Source organism: Bradyrhizobium sp. IC3123 (genome assembly GCF_020193625.1).
Lineage (GTDB): Bacteria > Pseudomonadota > Alphaproteobacteria > Rhizobiales > Xanthobacteraceae > Bradyrhizobium > Bradyrhizobium yuanmingense.
Genome location: NZ_JADYVF010000003.1, coordinates 729,482 through 745,694, shown reverse-complemented (window position 1 = coordinate 745,694; position 16,213 = coordinate 729,482). Strand labels below are relative to the sequence as shown.

Here is a 16,213-nt window from a genome sequence, read left to right as displayed (position 1 = left end):
TCGGCTACGGTTGTCGTCATGATGGTTCGATCCGGCAATCCGGCGGCACGGCATGGGACGCTGATGTCGACAGCGCTGCTGCTGCTGCTCGCTGCCGGAGGGACGGCCCGGCCGCAATCCGCCCCGCCGGCGCTCGGCCTTCAGCAGCAGGGAGCGCAGGCCGGCCCGTCGCCATCGACGCCCGCTCCCTCGGCGCCGCCGGCGCGCGAGGAGAATCCCGGGCTGATCAACGAAATGGGCAAGCTGTTCGACAAGCTGCCTTCGATCCTGCCGCCGATCAAAAGCCCCAGTGAAACCATGGACGACCTGTCGCGGCTGGCCAAGCCTTCGACCATGGTGTCAGGGCGCGTGATCTGCCCGGTCTCTGCGAACGGCGCGCCCGACTGCAAGCAGGCGGCCGACCAGCTCTGCCAGGGCAAGGGCTACAAGGAAGGCAAGAGCCTGAACGCCGACTCCGCGGAAAAATGCTCGGCCAAGGTCCTGATCCCGGGCCGGCAACGTAAACCGGACGACTGCCGCACCGACACTTTCGTGACCAGCGCGCTGTGCCAGAACTGAAGGCCGGCGCGCGAGAACCAAGGAGCGCCCATGAGCCGCACGGAGCAGGACTTCCTCGGACAGCGTGAGATCGCCGACGACATCTATTACGGCGTCCAGACCATCCGGGGTAAGGAGAACTTCCACATCACCGGCATTCCGATGAACCAGGAGCCTTACTTCGTGAAGGCGCTCGGTTACGTCAAGAAGGCCGCCGCGATGGCCAATCGCGACCTCGGCGCGATCGACGCCAAGGTCGCGGACGCCATCATCCTCGGCTGCGACCGCGTCATCGCGGGCGACATGATGGATCAGTTCGTCACCGATTTCATCCAGGGCGGTGCCGGCACGTCGACCAACATGAACGCCAACGAGGTGATCGCGAACCTCGCGCTGGAATCGCTCGGCTTTGCCAAGGGTGACTACCAGCACGTCAGTCCGAACGATCACGTCAATTACGGCCAGTCCACCAACGACACCTATCCGACCGCCTTTCGGCTGGCCCTGATCCTGCGGCTCGAGAGCTACATGACGGCGTTGCGTCAGCTCCAGGAAGCCTTCTTCGCCAAGGGACGCGAGTTCGAGCGGGTGCTGAAGATGGGCCGCACGCATCTGCAGGACGCGGTGCCGATGTCACTCGGCGCGGAATTCCGGGGCTGGGGCACCACGATCGGCGAGGAGGTCGACCGCATCTCGGAAGCGCGCGCGCTGCTGCGCGAGATCAATCTCGGCGCCACCGCGATCGGCACCTCCGTCACGGCGGCGGTCGGTTATCCCAAGCTCGCCGTCCGGCACCTCAGCGCGCTCACAGGCGTCGATTTCATCCTCGCCGGCGATCTCGTCGAGGCGACCTCGGACACCGGCGCCTATGTGCAGCTCTCCGGCGTTCTCAAGCGCACGGCCAGCAAGCTGACGAAAATCTGCAACGACATCCGTCTGCTCGCTTCCGGTCCGCGCGCGGGCTTGAACGAGATCAACCTGCCACAGCTTCAGCCGGGCTCCTCGATCATGCCCGGCAAGGTCAATCCGGTCATTCCCGAAGTCGTCAACCAGACCAGCTTCCTCGTCATCGGCCTCGATACCACGGTGACGCTGGCGGCAAGCGCCGGCCAGCTCCAGCTCAACGTGATGGAGCCGGTGATCTCTTTCGCGCTGTTCTTCTCGATCCGCACCATGGAGCGCGCGGTCAACAGCCTGCGCGAGAATTGCGTCGTCGGCATCACCGCCAACGAGGAGCACACCCGCAACATGGTGCTGAACTCGCTCGGCATCGTCACGGTGCTGAAGCCGCTGCTCGGCTACAAGCAATGCGCCGAGATCGCGCGCGAAGGCTACAAGACCGGCAAGTCGCTGCACCAGATCGTCGTGACCGAACGCAAGCTGCTGACGCAGGAGAAGTGGGACGAGATGTTCTCGTTCGAGCGGCTGATCAACCCGGATTTGATCGGGTAGGCGGTCGCTGTCATTCCGGGCGCGCGAAGCGCGAGCCCGGAATCCATTTCGCCACGCGTGCTGACGCCCGATGGATTCTCTGATGCGCAATCGCGCATCATAGCTCGACGCTCCGCCTCGCCCCGGAATGACGGGTGAAGGAATTCCGCTGCTTGGAATTGCGGCAATGGCCTCCGCTGCGGCGCCAAAACGCAATACTTGACAGTGGAAAGATTGCCTTGTTGGTATGGCTCCCAACTTCAATTTGACCGGCTGAGAGGATCGTACCGCAATGTCCATGCCTGCCTTGTTCAAGGGCCGCCTGTCGATCCCCGTGATCGGCTCGCCGCTCTTCATCATCTCGGTGCCCGATCTCGTGATCGCGCAGTGCAAGGCGGGTGTGGTCGGCTCGTTTCCGGCGCTGAATGCGCGGCCGCCGGAGCTGCTGGACGAATGGCTGGCGCGGATCACCGAAGAGCTCGCGGCCTATGACCGCGCCCATCCCGACAGGCCGTCGGCGCCGTTCGCGGTCAACCAGATCGTGCACAAGTCGAACAACCGGCTCGACCACGACATGCAGCTCTGCGCCAAGTACAAGGTGCCGATGATCATCTCGTCGCTCGGCGCCCGCGAGGAGCTGAACCAGGCCGTGCACGGCTGGGGCGGCATCGTCTTCCACGACGTGATCAACCAGAAATTCGCGCACAAGGCGATCGAGAAGGGCGCCGACGGCCTGATCCTGGTCGCGGCCGGCGCCGGCGGCCATGCCGGCACCATCTCGCCGCTGGCCTTCGTGGCCGAGACACGAAAATGGTTCGGCGGTCCGATCGCGCTGTCGGGTGCGATCGGCAACGGCAAGGCGATCCGCGCCGCGCGCATCCTGGGGGCCGACTTCGCCTATATCGGCTCGGCCTTCATTGCGACCAAGGAGGCCAATGCGGTCGAGAAGTACAAGGAGATGATCGCGGGCTCGAGCGCCGACGACATCGTCTATTCCAATCTCTTCACCGGCGTGCACGGCAATTATCTGAAGCCCTCGATCCTGGCGGCGGGCATGGACCCCGAAAATCTGCCGACGTCCGATCCCTCCAAGATGAACTTCGGCACCGACGCCTCCGGCGAGCGCGCCAAGCCGAAGGCCTGGAAGGAGATCTGGGGAAGCGGCCAGGGCATCGGCAGCATCGACAAGGTCGTGCCGGCGGCCGAGCTGATCGCGCGCTTCAAGAAGGAATACGACGAAGCGATCGATCCGCCGTTGTGATCGCACCCAGATCGAGTGCTGCATGCCCCCCATTTACCGCGTCGACGGCAACGACGTCGTCACCAGCCCCGATGCAGCCGGCCCCTGGGACCGGCGCATGCAGCACGGCTCGGCACCGGCATCGCTGGTGACATGGGCGGCTGAGCGCATCCCTGCGGCGGTGCCGATGGATGTCGCGCGCGTGACCATCGATCTGATGCGCCCGGTACCGGTGGCGCCGCTCACGATCGCCACCGAAATCTTGCGCGAGGGCCGCAAGATCCAGCTCTGCGGGATCAAGCTGGTCGCCGACGGCGTGCAGGTGGTCGGCGCCACCGTGCTCAAGATCAGGCGTCAGGCGCTGACGCTGCCCGACGAGGTCGAGGAACTTCCGGTCACGTTGCCGTCGCCGGAGGATTCATTGGTCGAGGACGGTCACGCCGCCACCAGCCCGTTCGTGCGATCGGTCTCGATGCGCGCCGCGCGCGGCCGCTTCGGCCAGGCCGGCGCCGGCGCGATCTGGTTTCGTGTCGACCATCCGCTGATCGAAGGCGAGGCCGTCTCGCAGGCGATGCGCGCCGTGGTCGCCGCCGACTTCTCCAACGGCACCGCCTCGACGCTGGATTTCCGCGCCTGGACCTACATCAACGCCGACCTCACCGTGAGCTTTGCGCGCCAGCCGGTCGGCGAGTGGATTTTGCTCGACGGCGATTCCTGGATCGGCCCCGACGGCGCGGGCCTTGCGATGTCACGCCTCGCCGACCGCCAGGGCTATTTCGGCCGCGCGGTGCAGAGCCTCGTGATCGAGAAGCGGTGAGAGGCGCTATGTGCGATCAGCCGGGCGATGACACCGATGGTGTGAGAGCTCTCTCGCGTATCGCGGGATTGAACGGCAGACTTCCGCCGCCGCGGAAGGGATGCAAGGTCGTGTTCGACCAGGGCATCCTGCCAGTTCACACACCGTAGAAGATCTTGATCCCCCACAGCACCACGATGATGGCCGTGATCAACGTGATCGCGGCGACTGCACTTTCCAGGGAAGCGACTCTCATTTCACTCTCCGCTTCCCAGCCCCGTCAGCGGTCTAGTTGATTCCCTGATTCGCCGGCAATTGCGCGGGCATCGCCGTCGCAGACTCCGTTGCGGGCTGTGGTGCCGAAGCAACAACGACACCGTAGAATTCCGGAGTATTTACCCCACCATCCGGTCTCGCCCGCTCCAAAAGCCCGCGCGCAGCGCCTTCTTGTCGACCTTGCCGACGCCGGTCATCGGCAATTGCTTGACGAACTGGATCTGCTTGGGCGCATGCGCCGAGCCCTTCCGCGTCTTCACCAAGTTGATCAGCTCGTCCGGATTGGGGTTCGTCCCTTCGCGCGGGACGACGATGGCGGTGACGGCTTCGCCCCATTTCTCGTCGGGAATGCCGACGACCGCGACCATCGCCACGTCCGCGTGCTGCGACAGCACGTCCTCGACCTCGCGGGGGAAGATGTTGAAGCCGCCTGTGACGATCATGTCCTTCTTGCGGTCGAGGATGAACATGTAGCCGCGCTCGTCCTGACGCGCGATGTCGCCGGTGTGGACCCAGCCGTTCTTCAGCGTCTCGGCGGTGATATCGGGCCGCTTCCAGTACTCCGCCATCACATGCGGCGCGCGCACGCAGATCTCGCCGGCCTCGCCCGTCTTCACCTCCTGGTCGTTGTCGTCGAGGATCTTGACTTCGCAGGCCGCGATCGGGAAGCCGCAGGACAGGAACAGCTCTGGCCGCTGGGGATCGTGGTCGGCCTTGCGCAGCACCGAGACGGGATAGCATTCGGTCTGCCCGTAGAGCTGCGAGAACACAGGGCCGATGCGTTCGATGCCCTCCAGCAGTCGGCTCGGCGACATCGCGGAGGCGCCATAGAGCACGAGCTCGAGCGAGGAGAGGTCGGTCTTGCCGAGCGCGGGCTGATCGAGCAGCACATAGATCATGGTCGGAACGAACAGCGTGAAGTTGATGCGCTCGCGTGCGATCGTTGACAGCACGGCTTCGGGATCGAAGCCTTTCAGCATGTGCACGGTGCCGCCGCGCATCAGGGTCGGCAGCACCTTCGTGCCCGCGACATGGCTGATCGGCGCGACCGTGAGGTAGCGCGCAGCCTCGGGGATCTCGAAGTCGGCCAGGATCGCGCCGGCGGCGCCGGCATTTTCGCGGTGATAGCGCAGCGCGCCCTTGGATTTTCCGGTGGTGCCGCCGGTGTAGTTCAGTGTGGCGAGATCGTCGGAGCCGGCGAGGCACTGTGCGCTGGCGTGCCCCGCACTCTCGACCGCCGCCAGCAGATCGACGCCGTAGCCGGCCGGTCCCATGTTGAAGACCGCCTTGAGCCGGCCGGCCTTCGCGGCGAGCTCGCCGCCGCGGTCGCGGAAGGCGGCCGCATCCACCACCAGCATCTCGGCTTCGGAATCCTCGAGCTGAAACAGCTGGTCCTCCAGCGAGCCCAGAGGGTGGAGCCAGGTGATGCAGAGGCGGGCCAATTGGGCGGCGACGCCGGCGCACCAGCTGTCGGCGCGGTTCGCGGTGAGGAAGGCTACGCGGGCGCCGGGCTCCAAGCCGAGCCGCATGAACACGCCCTGGATCCGTCCGATCAGGTCGATGGCACCCCGATAGCTCAGCGATCCCTCGGGCCAGGCGAAAGCAATGCGGTCGGGATAGCGCGACAGCGCCCGTAGCGTCTGCGCACAAGCCGGGGATGATGCGTGGAGCGGATCAGGCATATGTTTCCTCGTTGCTTTGTCACCGGCTTATGGCGTGCCAATGTTGCTGACGACGCTAGCACAGAGACTGCGGGAGGAAACCACAAAGCCCGCGCGAGGGAGGCATGCATGCCATCAGATCGACTGCAACGCTTCCGCGATCGTCTTGCTCTGCCGCTGATCGCGGCGCCGATGTTTCTGGTATCGGGCGTCGAGCTCATGGTTGCAGCCTGCCGCAACGGGGTGATCGGCAGCTTTCCCACCGCGAATTGCCGTGGCGCGGAACAGCTCGATGAATGGCTGACCGAAATCAAGCTGCGGCTGCGGCAGCATGAAGATCAAACCGGGCGAAAGGCAGCGCCACTTTGCCCGAACTTGATCGTCCACCGCTCCAATGCGCGGCTGGAGCAGGATCTCGCCGTGCTGCTGCGGCACAAGCCGGAGATCGTCATTACGTCGGTCGGCTCGCCGGCGCCAGTCTTGCAGCCGCTGCACGACGCCGGCGCGCTGGTGCTGGCGGACGTGGCCTCGATCCGCCATGCCGAACGCGCCGCGGAAGCGGGGGCGGACGGGCTGGTCCTGCTCACTGCCGGTGCTGGCGGCCAGACCGGCTGGCTCAACCCGTTCGCCTTCGTCCGTGCGGTGCGCGCATTCTACGACGGCATCATCGTGCTCGCGGGCGGAATTAGCGACGGTCGCGCGCTGCGTGCCGCCGAAGTGCTCGGCTGCGATCTCGCCTATATGGGCACGAAGTTCATCGCGACGCGTGAGAGCATGGCGGACGAGCGTCACAAGCAGATGCTGGTCGAGAGCAGCGCCGACGACATCTTGCTCACCACCGCGTTCACGGGCTTGCAGACCAGCATGCTGAGGCCATCGATCGCGGCCGCCGGGCTCGATCCCGACAATCTGCCGGCGCGCGGCGCGATCAATATCACTGAGGATATCGACGTCGCCGCCCGCGACAGCCGCCCCAAGCGCTGGCGCGATATCTGGAGCGGCGGGCATTCGACCTCGGGTGTCACCGATGTGCTCGCGGTCGAGGATCTCGTTACGCAGACGATCACCGAATATCGGGAAGCGGGTGGGCGGTAGCGTCGTCGCCTCTCCCACAGCGGATCGGGCAGGGTTAATCCCGCATGCCTCCGGCCCATCCCACTTAACGGCGGATTAACCATCGCCAGCCAAGAATCCCTCTTGTGGCCGCCAATCAGGACGAGAGGGACAGGCGATGGACTTCAATTATCTCAACGGCAAAACGGCCGCGACCCTGGACGAGATCCGCGTCCGCGTCGCCCATGCGCTGGCCCGCCACCCGCTGTGCCGCAACGTCCGGTTTGACATCGTCAGCATCCCCCGGACCCGCCGCGGCGGCAATTGGACGGTGACGCTGCAATCGGTCGAGCCGCGCGCGGTCTGGGAAGCCTCGGAGATCGTCGCCGACATCCAGGATGCCTATGACCTTGCGGCAGCAGCCTGATTTCGTTGGGGGTTTCCGGGCGATGTCGCCTTAGTCCGCGCGATTGCCGCCGCAATAGCACGGTTCAGCCTTAATTATCGCCCAGTTTCCGGGCAGTGATCACGTGGACTTGAAGTCGGACGCGGAGAGACGTTTGTCCAAAGCCATCACCATCGTCGCGCTGACCTGTTTCCTCGTCCTCGGCGCCGCCACCACCGCCATCCTCGGCCGCGACAGCGTTCCCAGCGTCAGCGCCGCGATGATCGCCGAGACGCCCCCAGCCAAGCCGCTCGCAACCAACCGCGCCGCCAAGGCCGACCGTCTGGTTCCGACGCTCGCGCTGGCCTCGGCCGCGATTGAGCCGGTCCAGGTTGCCGCCGACAAGCTGGCGCAGGCACCGGTCCTGACCGAGCCGCTGCGTCAGGCCTTCGCCGCCGCCACCCCCTCCGATTTTCCGATGCCGAAGCCGAGCGCGCACGAGGCGCCCGCCGCGACCGAGGTTCCGGCCGTCGAAGTTCCGGCCAAGCCGAAAGTCGTCGCCAAGCCGCAGCCGCAAAAATCCTACTCGCTGCTGTCCGACGTGCAGATCGCAGGCATCAGGGATCGCCTGAAACTCTCCTCGTCTCAGGAATATTACTGGCCCTCGGTCGAGACCGCGCTGCGCAACGTCGCGCGCAAGATCCAGGCGAACAGGCTGTCGAATCCGAATGCACCGCCCAGCGCACAGATCGATCCGAATTGCGACGAGGTGCAGCAGCTGAAGTCGGCCGCGATGCCGCTGTTGTTCCAGCTTCGCGACGACCAGAAGGAAGAAGTGCGCAAGCTCGCTCGCCTCATCGGGCTTGAGAAGGTCGCGCAGCAGATCTGACGCACGCGGTTCCTCGTCGAGGAGCCGCGGCTTATCAGGAACATCTGGCAATCCCCACGCGTTGCCCGCTCCGAAAGAGGGAGTGGACAAATGCGCGCCTCGACAGCCTATTTTGTCGGTGCCGGAACCATCGTCGCGGCCATCGCCATTGGTCTCGGTGGCGGCATCGTCGCCGGCAACATCATGAATCCGGTTGCGTCAAAACAGGGGCCGGACACCAGCAAGATGGCGCAGCGCGCGGCAAGTCCCACGCCGGTGAGCACCAACGCTCCCTCCGAGCGCGTGAACTATCTCACCGGCTCGCAAGCCTTCGGTGCGATGATCGCCGCGCCCGCACAGGCCGAAGCAAAGCCTGAACCCTCAAAACCCGACACGCCAACCACGCAGGCGAATGTCGCACCGGCGCCGCAACCCTCGCAAGCCGCTGCAGTCGAGCCGCCGAAGCCCGCCGCTGCGCCACAGGCCGCAAGGCCTGCCGAGCAGCAGGCCTCGACCGAGCCGTCGTCCTTACCGAATAACGCCTATGCCAAGGCAAGGGATTCCGATGTGAAGCGCGCCGCGTCCGAACGGCGCCGAGCCGAGCGTCGCGAGCGCTGGGCCGAGCGCCGCTATTATTACGAGTCCCGCGAGCCGCGCGGCCTGCGCGACCGCACCGATTGGGATGACGTCGCGCGCAACATCCGCGAGGATTCCGATGCGCGCGATTACGCGGGGCGGTCGCGCAGCGGCTTCCCGCAGATCAGGCTGTTCGGGCCTGACGACGATTAGCACCTGACACGGGGATCAAGCGGAGCGGTCGCGCCAGCGACCGTCACGTCATTCCGGCGCGCCGCAACCCCTCGAGATAGTGCGTACGATCCTCTTCCCGCAGCATCGGCAGCTCGCGTGTGATCCAGGCCAGCGAGACCTCGGGCTGGGTGCGGCGCAGGCCTTCCAGGGCGGATGCTGCGAGAGCGGGATCGCCGAGCATGCCGGCGGCGGCCGTCAGCACGCGGTGGGCGCCGACGAAATCCCCGCGCTGGCGCATCGATTCCCGAGCCATCTGCACGGCGCCCGCGTAGTCGCGGCCGACGAACCGGGCATAGGCCGCAACCCCGCAATAGATCGCCGCGAGCGGGTCGCGCGGGCTCAGCCGCAGCGCGCGGCGGGCGGCGGCATCGCCGTCCTGCCAACGTCCGGCATAGCACAGCGTCACGCCGTGGAAGGCATGCGCCATCGCGAAATTCGGATTGAGCCGCAAGGCCAGCTCGAATTCAGCCAGCGCGTCGTCGAAGCGGCGGCGGAACAGGTAGGTGTAAGCAAGGCCGTGATGGGCCCAGGCATCCTCGCGGTCGGCCTCCACCGCCGCGAGCGCCGCACGCTCGGCGACCGGCATGGTGGCAGCCATGTCGGCCCAGCCCATATGCGCGCCGAAGATATGGCTGGTGGCGAGCAGGCCGAGCGCCTTGCCATAGGCGGGATCGACCGCGACCGCTTCTTCCAGCAACTTCTGCGCGGCGGCATTGTCCTCGCGGGTGATGCGCCAATAATGCGACAACGCGCGCATCACGAGGTCCCATGCATCCAGGCTGCCCGGCGGCTTCTGTTGGGCCCGGAAGCTTTCGGCAGCATAGAGCTGCGGCTCGATGGCGGCGACGATCGCTTCCGTGATCTCGTCCTGCACGGCGAAGATGTCGGCGAGCTCCCGGTCGTAGCGTTCGGCCCAGAGATGGCTGCCGGTCGAGACGTCGTTGAGCTGGGCCGAGATGCGCACCCGTTCGCCGCTCCGCCGCACGCTGCCCTCGACCACGTAGCGCACCCCGAGCTCCCGCGCGACCTCGTGGATGTGCACGGCGCGGCCCTTGTAGACGAAGGAGGAGTTGCGCGCGATGACGAAGAACCAGCGCAGCTTCGACAGCGCCGTGATGATGTCCTCGCTGATACCGTCGGAGAAATAATCCTGCTGGACCTCGCCGCTCATATTGGTGAAGGGCAGCACAGCGATCGCGGGCCGCTCCGGCAGAGCGAAGGTGGCCTGGGACGGGGCGATCCGGACCGGCTCCGGCGCGACCGCGCCGATTTGCGTCTGGACGTCGCCGACGAAGCGAAAACCCTTGCGGGTGATGGTGCGGATCAGCGACTGGCTCGCGCCATCGTCGCCGATCGCCTTGCGCGCCGCGTTGATCCGGCTGGTCAGGGTGGATTCGGAGACGCTGCGCCCGTGCCAGATCTTGTCGATCAGCTCGTCCTTGCTGACGACCCGGTCGCGGTTCTGCATGAGGTGGACGACGAGGTCGAAAACCTGCGGCTCCACGGCAATGGGAACCTGCTCGCGGCTCAGCTCGCGCCGGTCGGTATCGAGAAGGTGGTCCCGGAACAGAAACTGCACGTCGAAAACTCGGGCCTCATTGCGAAATCGGGCAAACAAACAAAATGAAATTTGGGTCGAAAGATCGTGTGTCTGCCGAAGGGGGCGTTTGGTTCATCGCAATCGCGTGATGGCAGCCATGTGGTTTTCCGAGGGGAATACATCCGCAGCTAGAATGTTGCGGTGTAAATCTGGCGACGAGATCAGGCGCCCCTCCAGCACCGTCATCCTGGAGCGCGGGAGCGTAGCGCAGGCCCCCTCAGCGACAACGGCTTCGCCATTGCGCGGGAATGCCGTTTTAGTGTCGCGCACAACGGGGAATGCCCTTTGCCGATCTGCCCTGCGTACGTAAGGTACACCGACAGAAAACACCAACCCAGAAGAAGTGTCCATGCCTGCTTTCCCCGCCGCCACCACTGTGCTCGACTCCCTGCTGTTTCGCGACGCCTTCGGTACGCCTGAGATGCGCGAGGTGTTCTCGGACGTCGCGACGGTCGCACGCTATGCCGAGGTCGAGGTGGCGCTGGCGAAGGCGGAGGCGAAGTGCGGTGTGATCCCACACGAGGCGGCCGCAGCGATCGCGGCGCGGACCGACATCGGCGCGCTCGACTTCGATCTGCTCAGGCAGGAGACCGATGTCGTCGGCTACCCGATCCTGCCTTTGGTGCATCAAATGGTGAAGCAATGCGGCGAGGCGGGCCGCTACGTGCATTGGGGCGCCACCACGCAGGACATTATGGACACCGCCGTGGTGCTGCAACTGCGCGCCGCGCTCGAGATCGTCGAACGTGACATCGCCGAGCTGCGCAAGATCCTCGCCGATCTGTCGAAGCGCCATCGCGACACGGCGATGGCGGGCCGCACCCATCTGCAACAGGCGCTGCCGGTGACCTTCGGCTACAAGAGCGCGATCTGGCTCGCGATGTTCGACCGCCACGCCGAGCGGCTGGCGCAGCTGAAGCCGCGCGTGCTGGTCGGTCAGTTCGCCGGCGCGGCCGGTACGCTGGCTTCGCTCGGCGACAGGGGGTTCGAGGTGCAGGAGGCGCTCTGCAACGAGCTGAAGCTCGGCGTTCCCGCCTCGACCTGGCACGTCGCGCGCGACGGCTTCGCCGAAGCCGTGAACTTCCTTGCTCTCGTCACCGGCTCTCTCGGCAAGATCGCGCTCGACATCATGATCATGGCCTCGACCGAGTTCGCCGAGGTCTACGAGCCCTTCGTCAAGGGGCGCGGCGCCTCCTCGACCATGCCGCAGAAGCGCAACCCGATCTCCTCGGAGCTGATGCTTGCGGCCTCCAAGGCGGTGCGCCAGCACGCCGGCCTGATGCTCGACGCCATGGTGCAGGATTTCGAGCGTGCCACCGGCCCCTGGCACGCGGAATGGATGGCGATCCCGGAAAGCTTCGTGCTGACCGCCGGCGCGCTGCATCAGGCGAAGTTCGCGCTCGCGGGCCTCATCGTGGACGAGGCGAAGATGAACGACAATCTCGCCATCAGCCGCGGCCTGATCGTGGCCGAAGCGGTCATGATGGGCCTCGCCCCGCAGATCGGCCGGCAGGAGGCGCATGACGTCGTCTACGACGCCTGCCGTCAGGCCAACGAGAAGGGAATGAGCCTTGCTGACGCGCTATCCGCAGATTCACGGATATCGAGCCGCATCGATCATGCCACAATCGAGGCGCTCACTTCACCGAAAAATTACCTCGGCCTTGCGCCCGCCATGGTCGACCGGGTGCTGAAATCGGCAACGCGTTGAAAACCAAAATGCGTGAAACTGCGTATCTTTCCAAGGCCGCAAGACGCTCGCATACTTGTGTCTCGCGGTGCTAGACTTAGATTGGGTGAGCGACTTTCGGCAGAGGGCCCGGCATGACTGATCAACGCAATCCTTCCACTCCCATCGATCCGGCGAAGCTCGACCGGCTGGCCGAGGTGGCGGTGAAAGTGGGCCTGGGCTTGCGGCCGGGACAGGATCTGCTTCTGACCGCGCCCGCGATCGCGCTGCCGCTGGTGCGGCGGATCGCCGTGCATGCCTACAAGGCAGGCGCCGGCCTCGTGACGCCGATCCTGTCGGACGAGGAGATGACGCTGGCGCGCTACCGCCACGGCCACGACAATAGTTTCGATCGTGCCGCCGGCTGGCTCTACGAGGGCATGGCCAAGGCGTTCTCCGACAACACCGCACGGCTCGCCATCGTCGGCGACAACCCGATGTTGCTGTCGGGCGAAGATCCTTCCAAGGTGGCGCGCGCTAGCAAGGCCAATTCGATGGCCTACCAGCCGGCGCTGGAAAAGATCGTCAATTTCGACACCAACTGGAATATCATTGCCTATCCGAGCGCGTCCTGGGCCAAGCAGGTATTCCCGAACGATCCGGAAGACATCGCGATCGGCAAGCTCGCGGATGCGATTTTCGCCGCGTCCCGTGTCGATCGCGAGGACGCGATCGGCAATTGGGCTAGCCACAATGCGGTGCTGCGCGAGCGCACCAACTGGCTCAACGGCCAGCGTTTCCGCGCGCTTCAGTACTCGGGTCCCGGCACTGATCTCACCATCGGCCTTGCCGACGGCCACGAATGGGAAGGCGGCGCCTCGCTGTCCAAGAACGGCATCAGCTGCAACGCCAATATCCCGACCGAAGAGGTCTTCACCACGCCGCATTGCCGCCGCGTCTACGGCCACGTCGTGAGCTCGAAGCCGCTGTCCTATCAAGGCACGCTGATCGACAACATCGCGGTGCGGTTCGAGGACGGCAAGATCGTTGATGCCAAGGCCTCGCGCGGCGCCGAAGTGCTGAACAAGGTGCTCGATACCGACGAGGGCGCGCGGCGCCTCGGCGAGGTGGCCTTGGTGCCGCATTCCTCGCCGATCTCGCAGAGCGGGCTGTTGTTCTACAACACGCTGTTCGACGAGAACGCGGCCTCGCACATCGCGCTCGGCCAGTGCTATTCGAAATGCTTCGTCAACGGTGCCCAGCTCACGCCGCAGCAGATCGCGGCGCAAGGCGGCAACCAGAGCCTGATCCATATTGATTGGATGATCGGCTCGGCCGAGACCGACATCGACGGCATCTTGGCCGACGGCAGCAAGGTGCCCGTCTTCCGCAAGGGCGAATGGGCGAAGTCGTAATCTAGATTTTGGTCCAAATAGGCAGCCCAGGACGTGGTCAACCTCTCCCCGCTGGGGAGAGGTGAACGTCCTCGCGTCAGTCTTCCCCCTCACGCCGCCGCGTTGCGCAGGGTCGGGCTGTTGTCGATGCTGAAGCGGTTGAACAGCGTCGTGAACGGGCTGCCGTCGGTGGCCCGCACGATCGCGTCGGACGCCGCCACCGCCTCGTAGAGCGCGCCAATCGGATCGTCCGCGTCCGCCAGCGCGAGCGCGCCGCGGATCTGTTCGCGGGCCTCGCTGGCGTCATCCTCGTCTTGGAGCCTTGCCTCCAGCGCATCCGCCGCGCGGCGCATCTCTGCAAGGTCGCCGCCCCCGGAGAATTTGAGGATGTCGCGCCAGTAGGGACGGGCAACGACAAGCTGGATCAATGCATCGAAACTTTCCGCGATGATGCCCGCGCGGCCCTCTGACGAGACATAGAGCACATTCTGCGACGGCAGCAGCACGAACGCGCTGCCGGAGCCGTCACTGCCGATGTGCCGCGGGCTTTCGACGCCGTCGATGGTGAACCAGGGCTCCTCGTCCGGTTCGAAGGAGACGTCGAGACTGCGGAGCCTGGCGACGACCTCGCTGTTGGCTGTCAGAATCTCCGGCGTGAGGGGCATCGGTGCGGCTCCTTCCCAAGACTTCGCGCACTTTGTCGCACCCCGGACAAGCTAGGTTCATGTGTGCGAATTCGCAGAGGAAATCGTGACGTTAACCGTGTCGCACCCGCAACTCGGGGCTGATTGTCGAGTACCATGTAAGAAAGAATTAAAAGCACCCTACTAGCGTCCCAACTTCTTTCGAAGCAATCCGGGCCGAGACCCGGCCATTCATATTTATATCTTCTGGGGAAGCAGATGTCGCGCACATTGATTGAAATCGGTAGTTGCAATGTGGATCTCGAGCTGCGGCCGATCGAGCCGTCCTGGATCATCGAGGGCAATCCGGTATCCCGCTCCCGCGTCTTGTCGACCAGCGCCGACGGCACCGCGCAGACGATCATCTGGCACTGCACCGAAGGCCGCTTCAACTGGTACTACGACATCGACGAGACGATCATGATCATGGAAGGATCGATCGTGCTCGAGAGCGACGGCATGCCGCCCAAGCGCTACGGCCCCGGCGACGTCATTTTCTTCCGCGACGGCGCGCATGCCAAATGGCATGTCGAAGGCCACGTCAAGAAGATCGCCTTCTGCCGCAAGACCAATCCGGTGATGATCGGTTTCCTGATCCGCGTCATCAACAAGCTGAAGAAGATGTTCGCCTCCACCGGCGAGCGCCGTCCGGCCTCGCTGATGGGCGCCGGCTAAGCGGACACCAGGGTTTCAAGGACGCTTCCCAGCGGCCACGACGAAGAGGGGTCGGGATCAAGGTCCCGGCCCCTCTTTTCATCATGACGGCAGCTCGAGCCGGTAGACGTCGATCGCGGTCTGCGAGAACAACGCCGTCTTGTCGGCCTCGCTCAGCTTTGAGGTGATACGCTTGAAGGCGTTGAAGATCACCTGGTAGCTGCACTGGCCCTTGTCCGGGGGGAAATTGCTTTCGAACATCGCGCGCTTCGGGCCGAACGCCTCGATGCAGGTCTCGACATAGGGCCGCCAGGCCGCGGCAAGCTCCTCGGATGTCGGCGGCCTCTCGCGCAAATGGAAGTCGTAGCCAAGCAGGCACATCGCGAGACCACCGAGCTTCACCACCACATTTTCGCATGTCGCGATCTCCCGGATCGAGGCGCGCCATTGCGCAAACACCTCCTCGCGCCGGCCCGCGAAGCGGCCGGTTCCGACCGGGCCGCCGCAATGGTCGAGCACAATCCTGGTGTCGGGGAAGGCGCGCGCCAGTGCCGTGAGCTCACCGATCTGCGGATGGAACAGCCAGGCATCGAAGCTGAGTTTGAGGGGCGCGAGGCAGGCAAAGCCTTTGCGGAAGGCCGGGTCCTGCAACAATCCCTTCGGTCTGTTCGCATACATGCCGGCGACGACAGGATCTTCGTCCCAGGCCGATGAATGCCTGATGCCGCGAAAGCGGCCGTTGCCAGCGGCGATCTCGGCTTCCAGCACGCCCTTTGCGGCGTCGCCGAGCAGCAGATTGGCATGGCTCACGATGCCGGCGCAGATCGCGGCCTTGCCGTAGCCACCGCTTGCACTCATGGCGGCGACGCCGTTGGCGAACTCGACCTCGCCCACGGGCCGGAACGCCTCGGGTCCATGCGCGCGGTACATCGAACGGCAGTCGACATAGACGGTGGCGATGACGTTGTGACCGGAGGCGATGTCGGCGGCCATCTCCTCGATCAGATAGCGGTGCCCGCGATTCCACAGATGGTGATGGGGATCGACGATCGGCCGCAAGGGATCGATGGTCTCCTCCCGATGCAGCGCAAGCCAGTCCTCACGCGGATCGACGAACAGCCCGCTCGTGTTGGCGGGCACACCGCTTGCTGCCATC

General features: G+C 65.1%; 15 protein-coding genes. 11 read left to right on the top strand and 4 right to left on the bottom strand.

Features of this window, described 5'->3' with window-relative positions:
* Positions 1 to 18 precede the first annotated feature (18 nt).
* From I6F20_RS13580 to I6F20_RS13565, 4 genes are all read left to right on the top strand, one after another.
* Positions 19 to 558, top strand: coding sequence for a hypothetical protein (locus I6F20_RS13580; protein ID WP_035997543.1), 540 nt, complete (start codon positions 19 to 21; stop codon positions 556 to 558).
* A 30-nt stretch (positions 559 to 588) separates the two neighbouring features.
* Positions 589 to 1,989 (top strand): aspartate ammonia-lyase, encoded by a 1,401-nt coding sequence (locus I6F20_RS13575; RefSeq protein ID WP_035997546.1) that lies wholly within the window; start codon positions 589 to 591, stop codon positions 1,987 to 1,989.
* Between the two features lie 271 nt (positions 1,990 to 2,260).
* Positions 2,261 to 3,229: an NAD(P)H-dependent flavin oxidoreductase gene (locus I6F20_RS13570; protein WP_225111599.1), complete on the top strand. Its 969-nt coding sequence runs from the start codon at positions 2,261 to 2,263 to the stop codon at positions 3,227 to 3,229.
* Positions 3,230 to 3,251: 22 nt separating this feature from the next.
* On the top strand, positions 3,252 to 4,025 hold the full coding sequence (locus tag I6F20_RS13565; RefSeq protein WP_225126522.1) for a thioesterase family protein: 774 nt from the start codon (positions 3,252 to 3,254) through the stop codon (positions 4,023 to 4,025).
* Between the two features lie 374 nt (positions 4,026 to 4,399).
* Here I6F20_RS13565 and I6F20_RS13560 read toward each other — a convergent pair whose 3' ends face one another.
* Positions 4,400 to 5,962: an AMP-binding protein gene (locus I6F20_RS13560; protein WP_225126520.1), complete on the bottom strand. Its 1,563-nt coding sequence runs from the start codon at positions 5,960 to 5,962 to the stop codon at positions 4,400 to 4,402.
* A 108-nt stretch (positions 5,963 to 6,070) separates the two neighbouring features.
* Here I6F20_RS13560 and I6F20_RS13555 point away from each other — a divergent pair, with 108 nt between their 5' ends.
* The 4 genes from I6F20_RS13555 to I6F20_RS13540 all read left to right on the top strand — a co-directional run bounded on the left by I6F20_RS13555 (position 6,071) and on the right by I6F20_RS13540 (position 9,036).
* Positions 6,071 to 7,036 (top strand): NAD(P)H-dependent flavin oxidoreductase, encoded by a 966-nt coding sequence (locus I6F20_RS13555; protein WP_225126519.1) that lies wholly within the window; start codon positions 6,071 to 6,073, stop codon positions 7,034 to 7,036.
* 136 nt (positions 7,037 to 7,172) lie between these two features.
* Complete coding sequence (locus I6F20_RS13550; protein WP_035997560.1) at positions 7,173 to 7,421, top strand: hypothetical protein; 249 nt, start codon at positions 7,173 to 7,175, stop codon at positions 7,419 to 7,421.
* A 133-nt stretch (positions 7,422 to 7,554) separates the two neighbouring features.
* Positions 7,555 to 8,268, top strand: coding sequence for a hypothetical protein (locus I6F20_RS13545; protein ID WP_192893067.1), 714 nt, complete (start codon positions 7,555 to 7,557; stop codon positions 8,266 to 8,268).
* Positions 8,269 to 8,358: 90 nt separating this feature from the next.
* On the top strand, positions 8,359 to 9,036 hold the full coding sequence (locus tag I6F20_RS13540) for a hypothetical protein (RefSeq protein ID WP_225126518.1): 678 nt from the start codon (positions 8,359 to 8,361) through the stop codon (positions 9,034 to 9,036).
* Between the two features lie 43 nt (positions 9,037 to 9,079).
* Here the strand turns inward: I6F20_RS13540 and I6F20_RS13535 are convergent, their stop codons facing one another.
* The gene (locus tag I6F20_RS13535; protein ID WP_109142357.1) at positions 9,080 to 10,636 is read right to left on the bottom strand and encodes a winged helix-turn-helix domain-containing tetratricopeptide repeat protein; all 1,557 of its coding nucleotides are present in this window, start codon (positions 10,634 to 10,636) and stop codon (positions 9,080 to 9,082) included.
* A gap of 370 nt (positions 10,637 to 11,006) precedes the next feature.
* On the opposite strand from I6F20_RS13535, the gene pcaB reads away from it, so the two are divergent.
* Positions 11,007 to 12,368, top strand: coding sequence for a 3-carboxy-cis,cis-muconate cycloisomerase (pcaB, locus tag I6F20_RS13530; RefSeq protein ID WP_225126517.1), 1,362 nt, complete (start codon positions 11,007 to 11,009; stop codon positions 12,366 to 12,368).
* Between the two features lie 113 nt (positions 12,369 to 12,481).
* On the top strand, positions 12,482 to 13,741 hold the full coding sequence (locus I6F20_RS13525) for an aminopeptidase (protein ID WP_225126516.1): 1,260 nt from the start codon (positions 12,482 to 12,484) through the stop codon (positions 13,739 to 13,741).
* Positions 13,742 to 13,830: 89 nt separating this feature from the next.
* Here I6F20_RS13525 and I6F20_RS13520 read toward each other — a convergent pair whose 3' ends face one another.
* A complete protein-coding gene (locus I6F20_RS13520) occupies positions 13,831 to 14,385 on the bottom strand; it encodes a hypothetical protein (protein WP_225126515.1) in 555 nt (184 codons plus the stop codon).
* A gap of 237 nt (positions 14,386 to 14,622) precedes the next feature.
* Here I6F20_RS13520 and I6F20_RS13515 point away from each other — a divergent pair, with 237 nt between their 5' ends.
* The gene (locus tag I6F20_RS13515; protein WP_035997581.1) at positions 14,623 to 15,078 is read left to right on the top strand and encodes a cupin domain-containing protein; all 456 of its coding nucleotides are present in this window, start codon (positions 14,623 to 14,625) and stop codon (positions 15,076 to 15,078) included.
* 81 nt (positions 15,079 to 15,159) lie between these two features.
* Here the strand turns inward: I6F20_RS13515 and I6F20_RS13510 are convergent, their stop codons facing one another.
* Complete coding sequence (locus tag I6F20_RS13510; protein ID WP_225126514.1) at positions 15,160 to 16,212, bottom strand: amidohydrolase family protein; 1,053 nt, start codon at positions 16,210 to 16,212, stop codon at positions 15,160 to 15,162.
* Between the last annotated feature and the right edge of the window lies 1 nt (position 16,213).

What these genes read in the sequence shown, in the direction of transcription:
- I6F20_RS13555 (WP_225126519.1), top strand. Translation starts at nt 6,071, where the DNA reads ATGCCATCAGATCGACTGCAACGCTTCCGCGATCGTCTTGCTCTGCCG.
- I6F20_RS13525 (WP_225126516.1), top strand. Translation starts at nt 12,482, where the DNA reads ATGACTGATCAACGCAATCCTTCCACTCCCATCGATCCGGCGAAGCTC.
- I6F20_RS13560 (WP_225126520.1), bottom strand. Translation starts at nt 5,962, where the DNA reads ATGCCTGATCCGCTCCACGCATCATCCCCGGCTTGTGCGCAGACGCTA.
- pcaB (WP_225126517.1), top strand. Translation starts at nt 11,007, where the DNA reads ATGCCTGCTTTCCCCGCCGCCACCACTGTGCTCGACTCCCTGCTGTTT.
- I6F20_RS13575 (WP_035997546.1), top strand. Translation starts at nt 589, where the DNA reads ATGAGCCGCACGGAGCAGGACTTCCTCGGACAGCGTGAGATCGCCGAC.
- I6F20_RS13570 (WP_225111599.1), top strand. Translation starts at nt 2,261, where the DNA reads ATGTCCATGCCTGCCTTGTTCAAGGGCCGCCTGTCGATCCCCGTGATC.
- I6F20_RS13580 (WP_035997543.1), top strand. Translation starts at nt 19, where the DNA reads ATGATGGTTCGATCCGGCAATCCGGCGGCACGGCATGGGACGCTGATG.
- I6F20_RS13550 (WP_035997560.1), top strand. Translation starts at nt 7,173, where the DNA reads ATGGACTTCAATTATCTCAACGGCAAAACGGCCGCGACCCTGGACGAG.
- I6F20_RS13520 (WP_225126515.1), bottom strand. Translation starts at nt 14,385, where the DNA reads ATGCCCCTCACGCCGGAGATTCTGACAGCCAACAGCGAGGTCGTCGCC.
- I6F20_RS13565 (WP_225126522.1), top strand. Translation starts at nt 3,252, where the DNA reads ATGCCCCCCATTTACCGCGTCGACGGCAACGACGTCGTCACCAGCCCC.
- I6F20_RS13540 (WP_225126518.1), top strand. Translation starts at nt 8,359, where the DNA reads ATGCGCGCCTCGACAGCCTATTTTGTCGGTGCCGGAACCATCGTCGCG.
- I6F20_RS13510 (WP_225126514.1), bottom strand. Translation starts at nt 16,212, where the DNA reads ATGGCAGCAAGCGGTGTGCCCGCCAACACGAGCGGGCTGTTCGTCGAT.
- I6F20_RS13515 (WP_035997581.1), top strand. Translation starts at nt 14,623, where the DNA reads ATGTCGCGCACATTGATTGAAATCGGTAGTTGCAATGTGGATCTCGAG.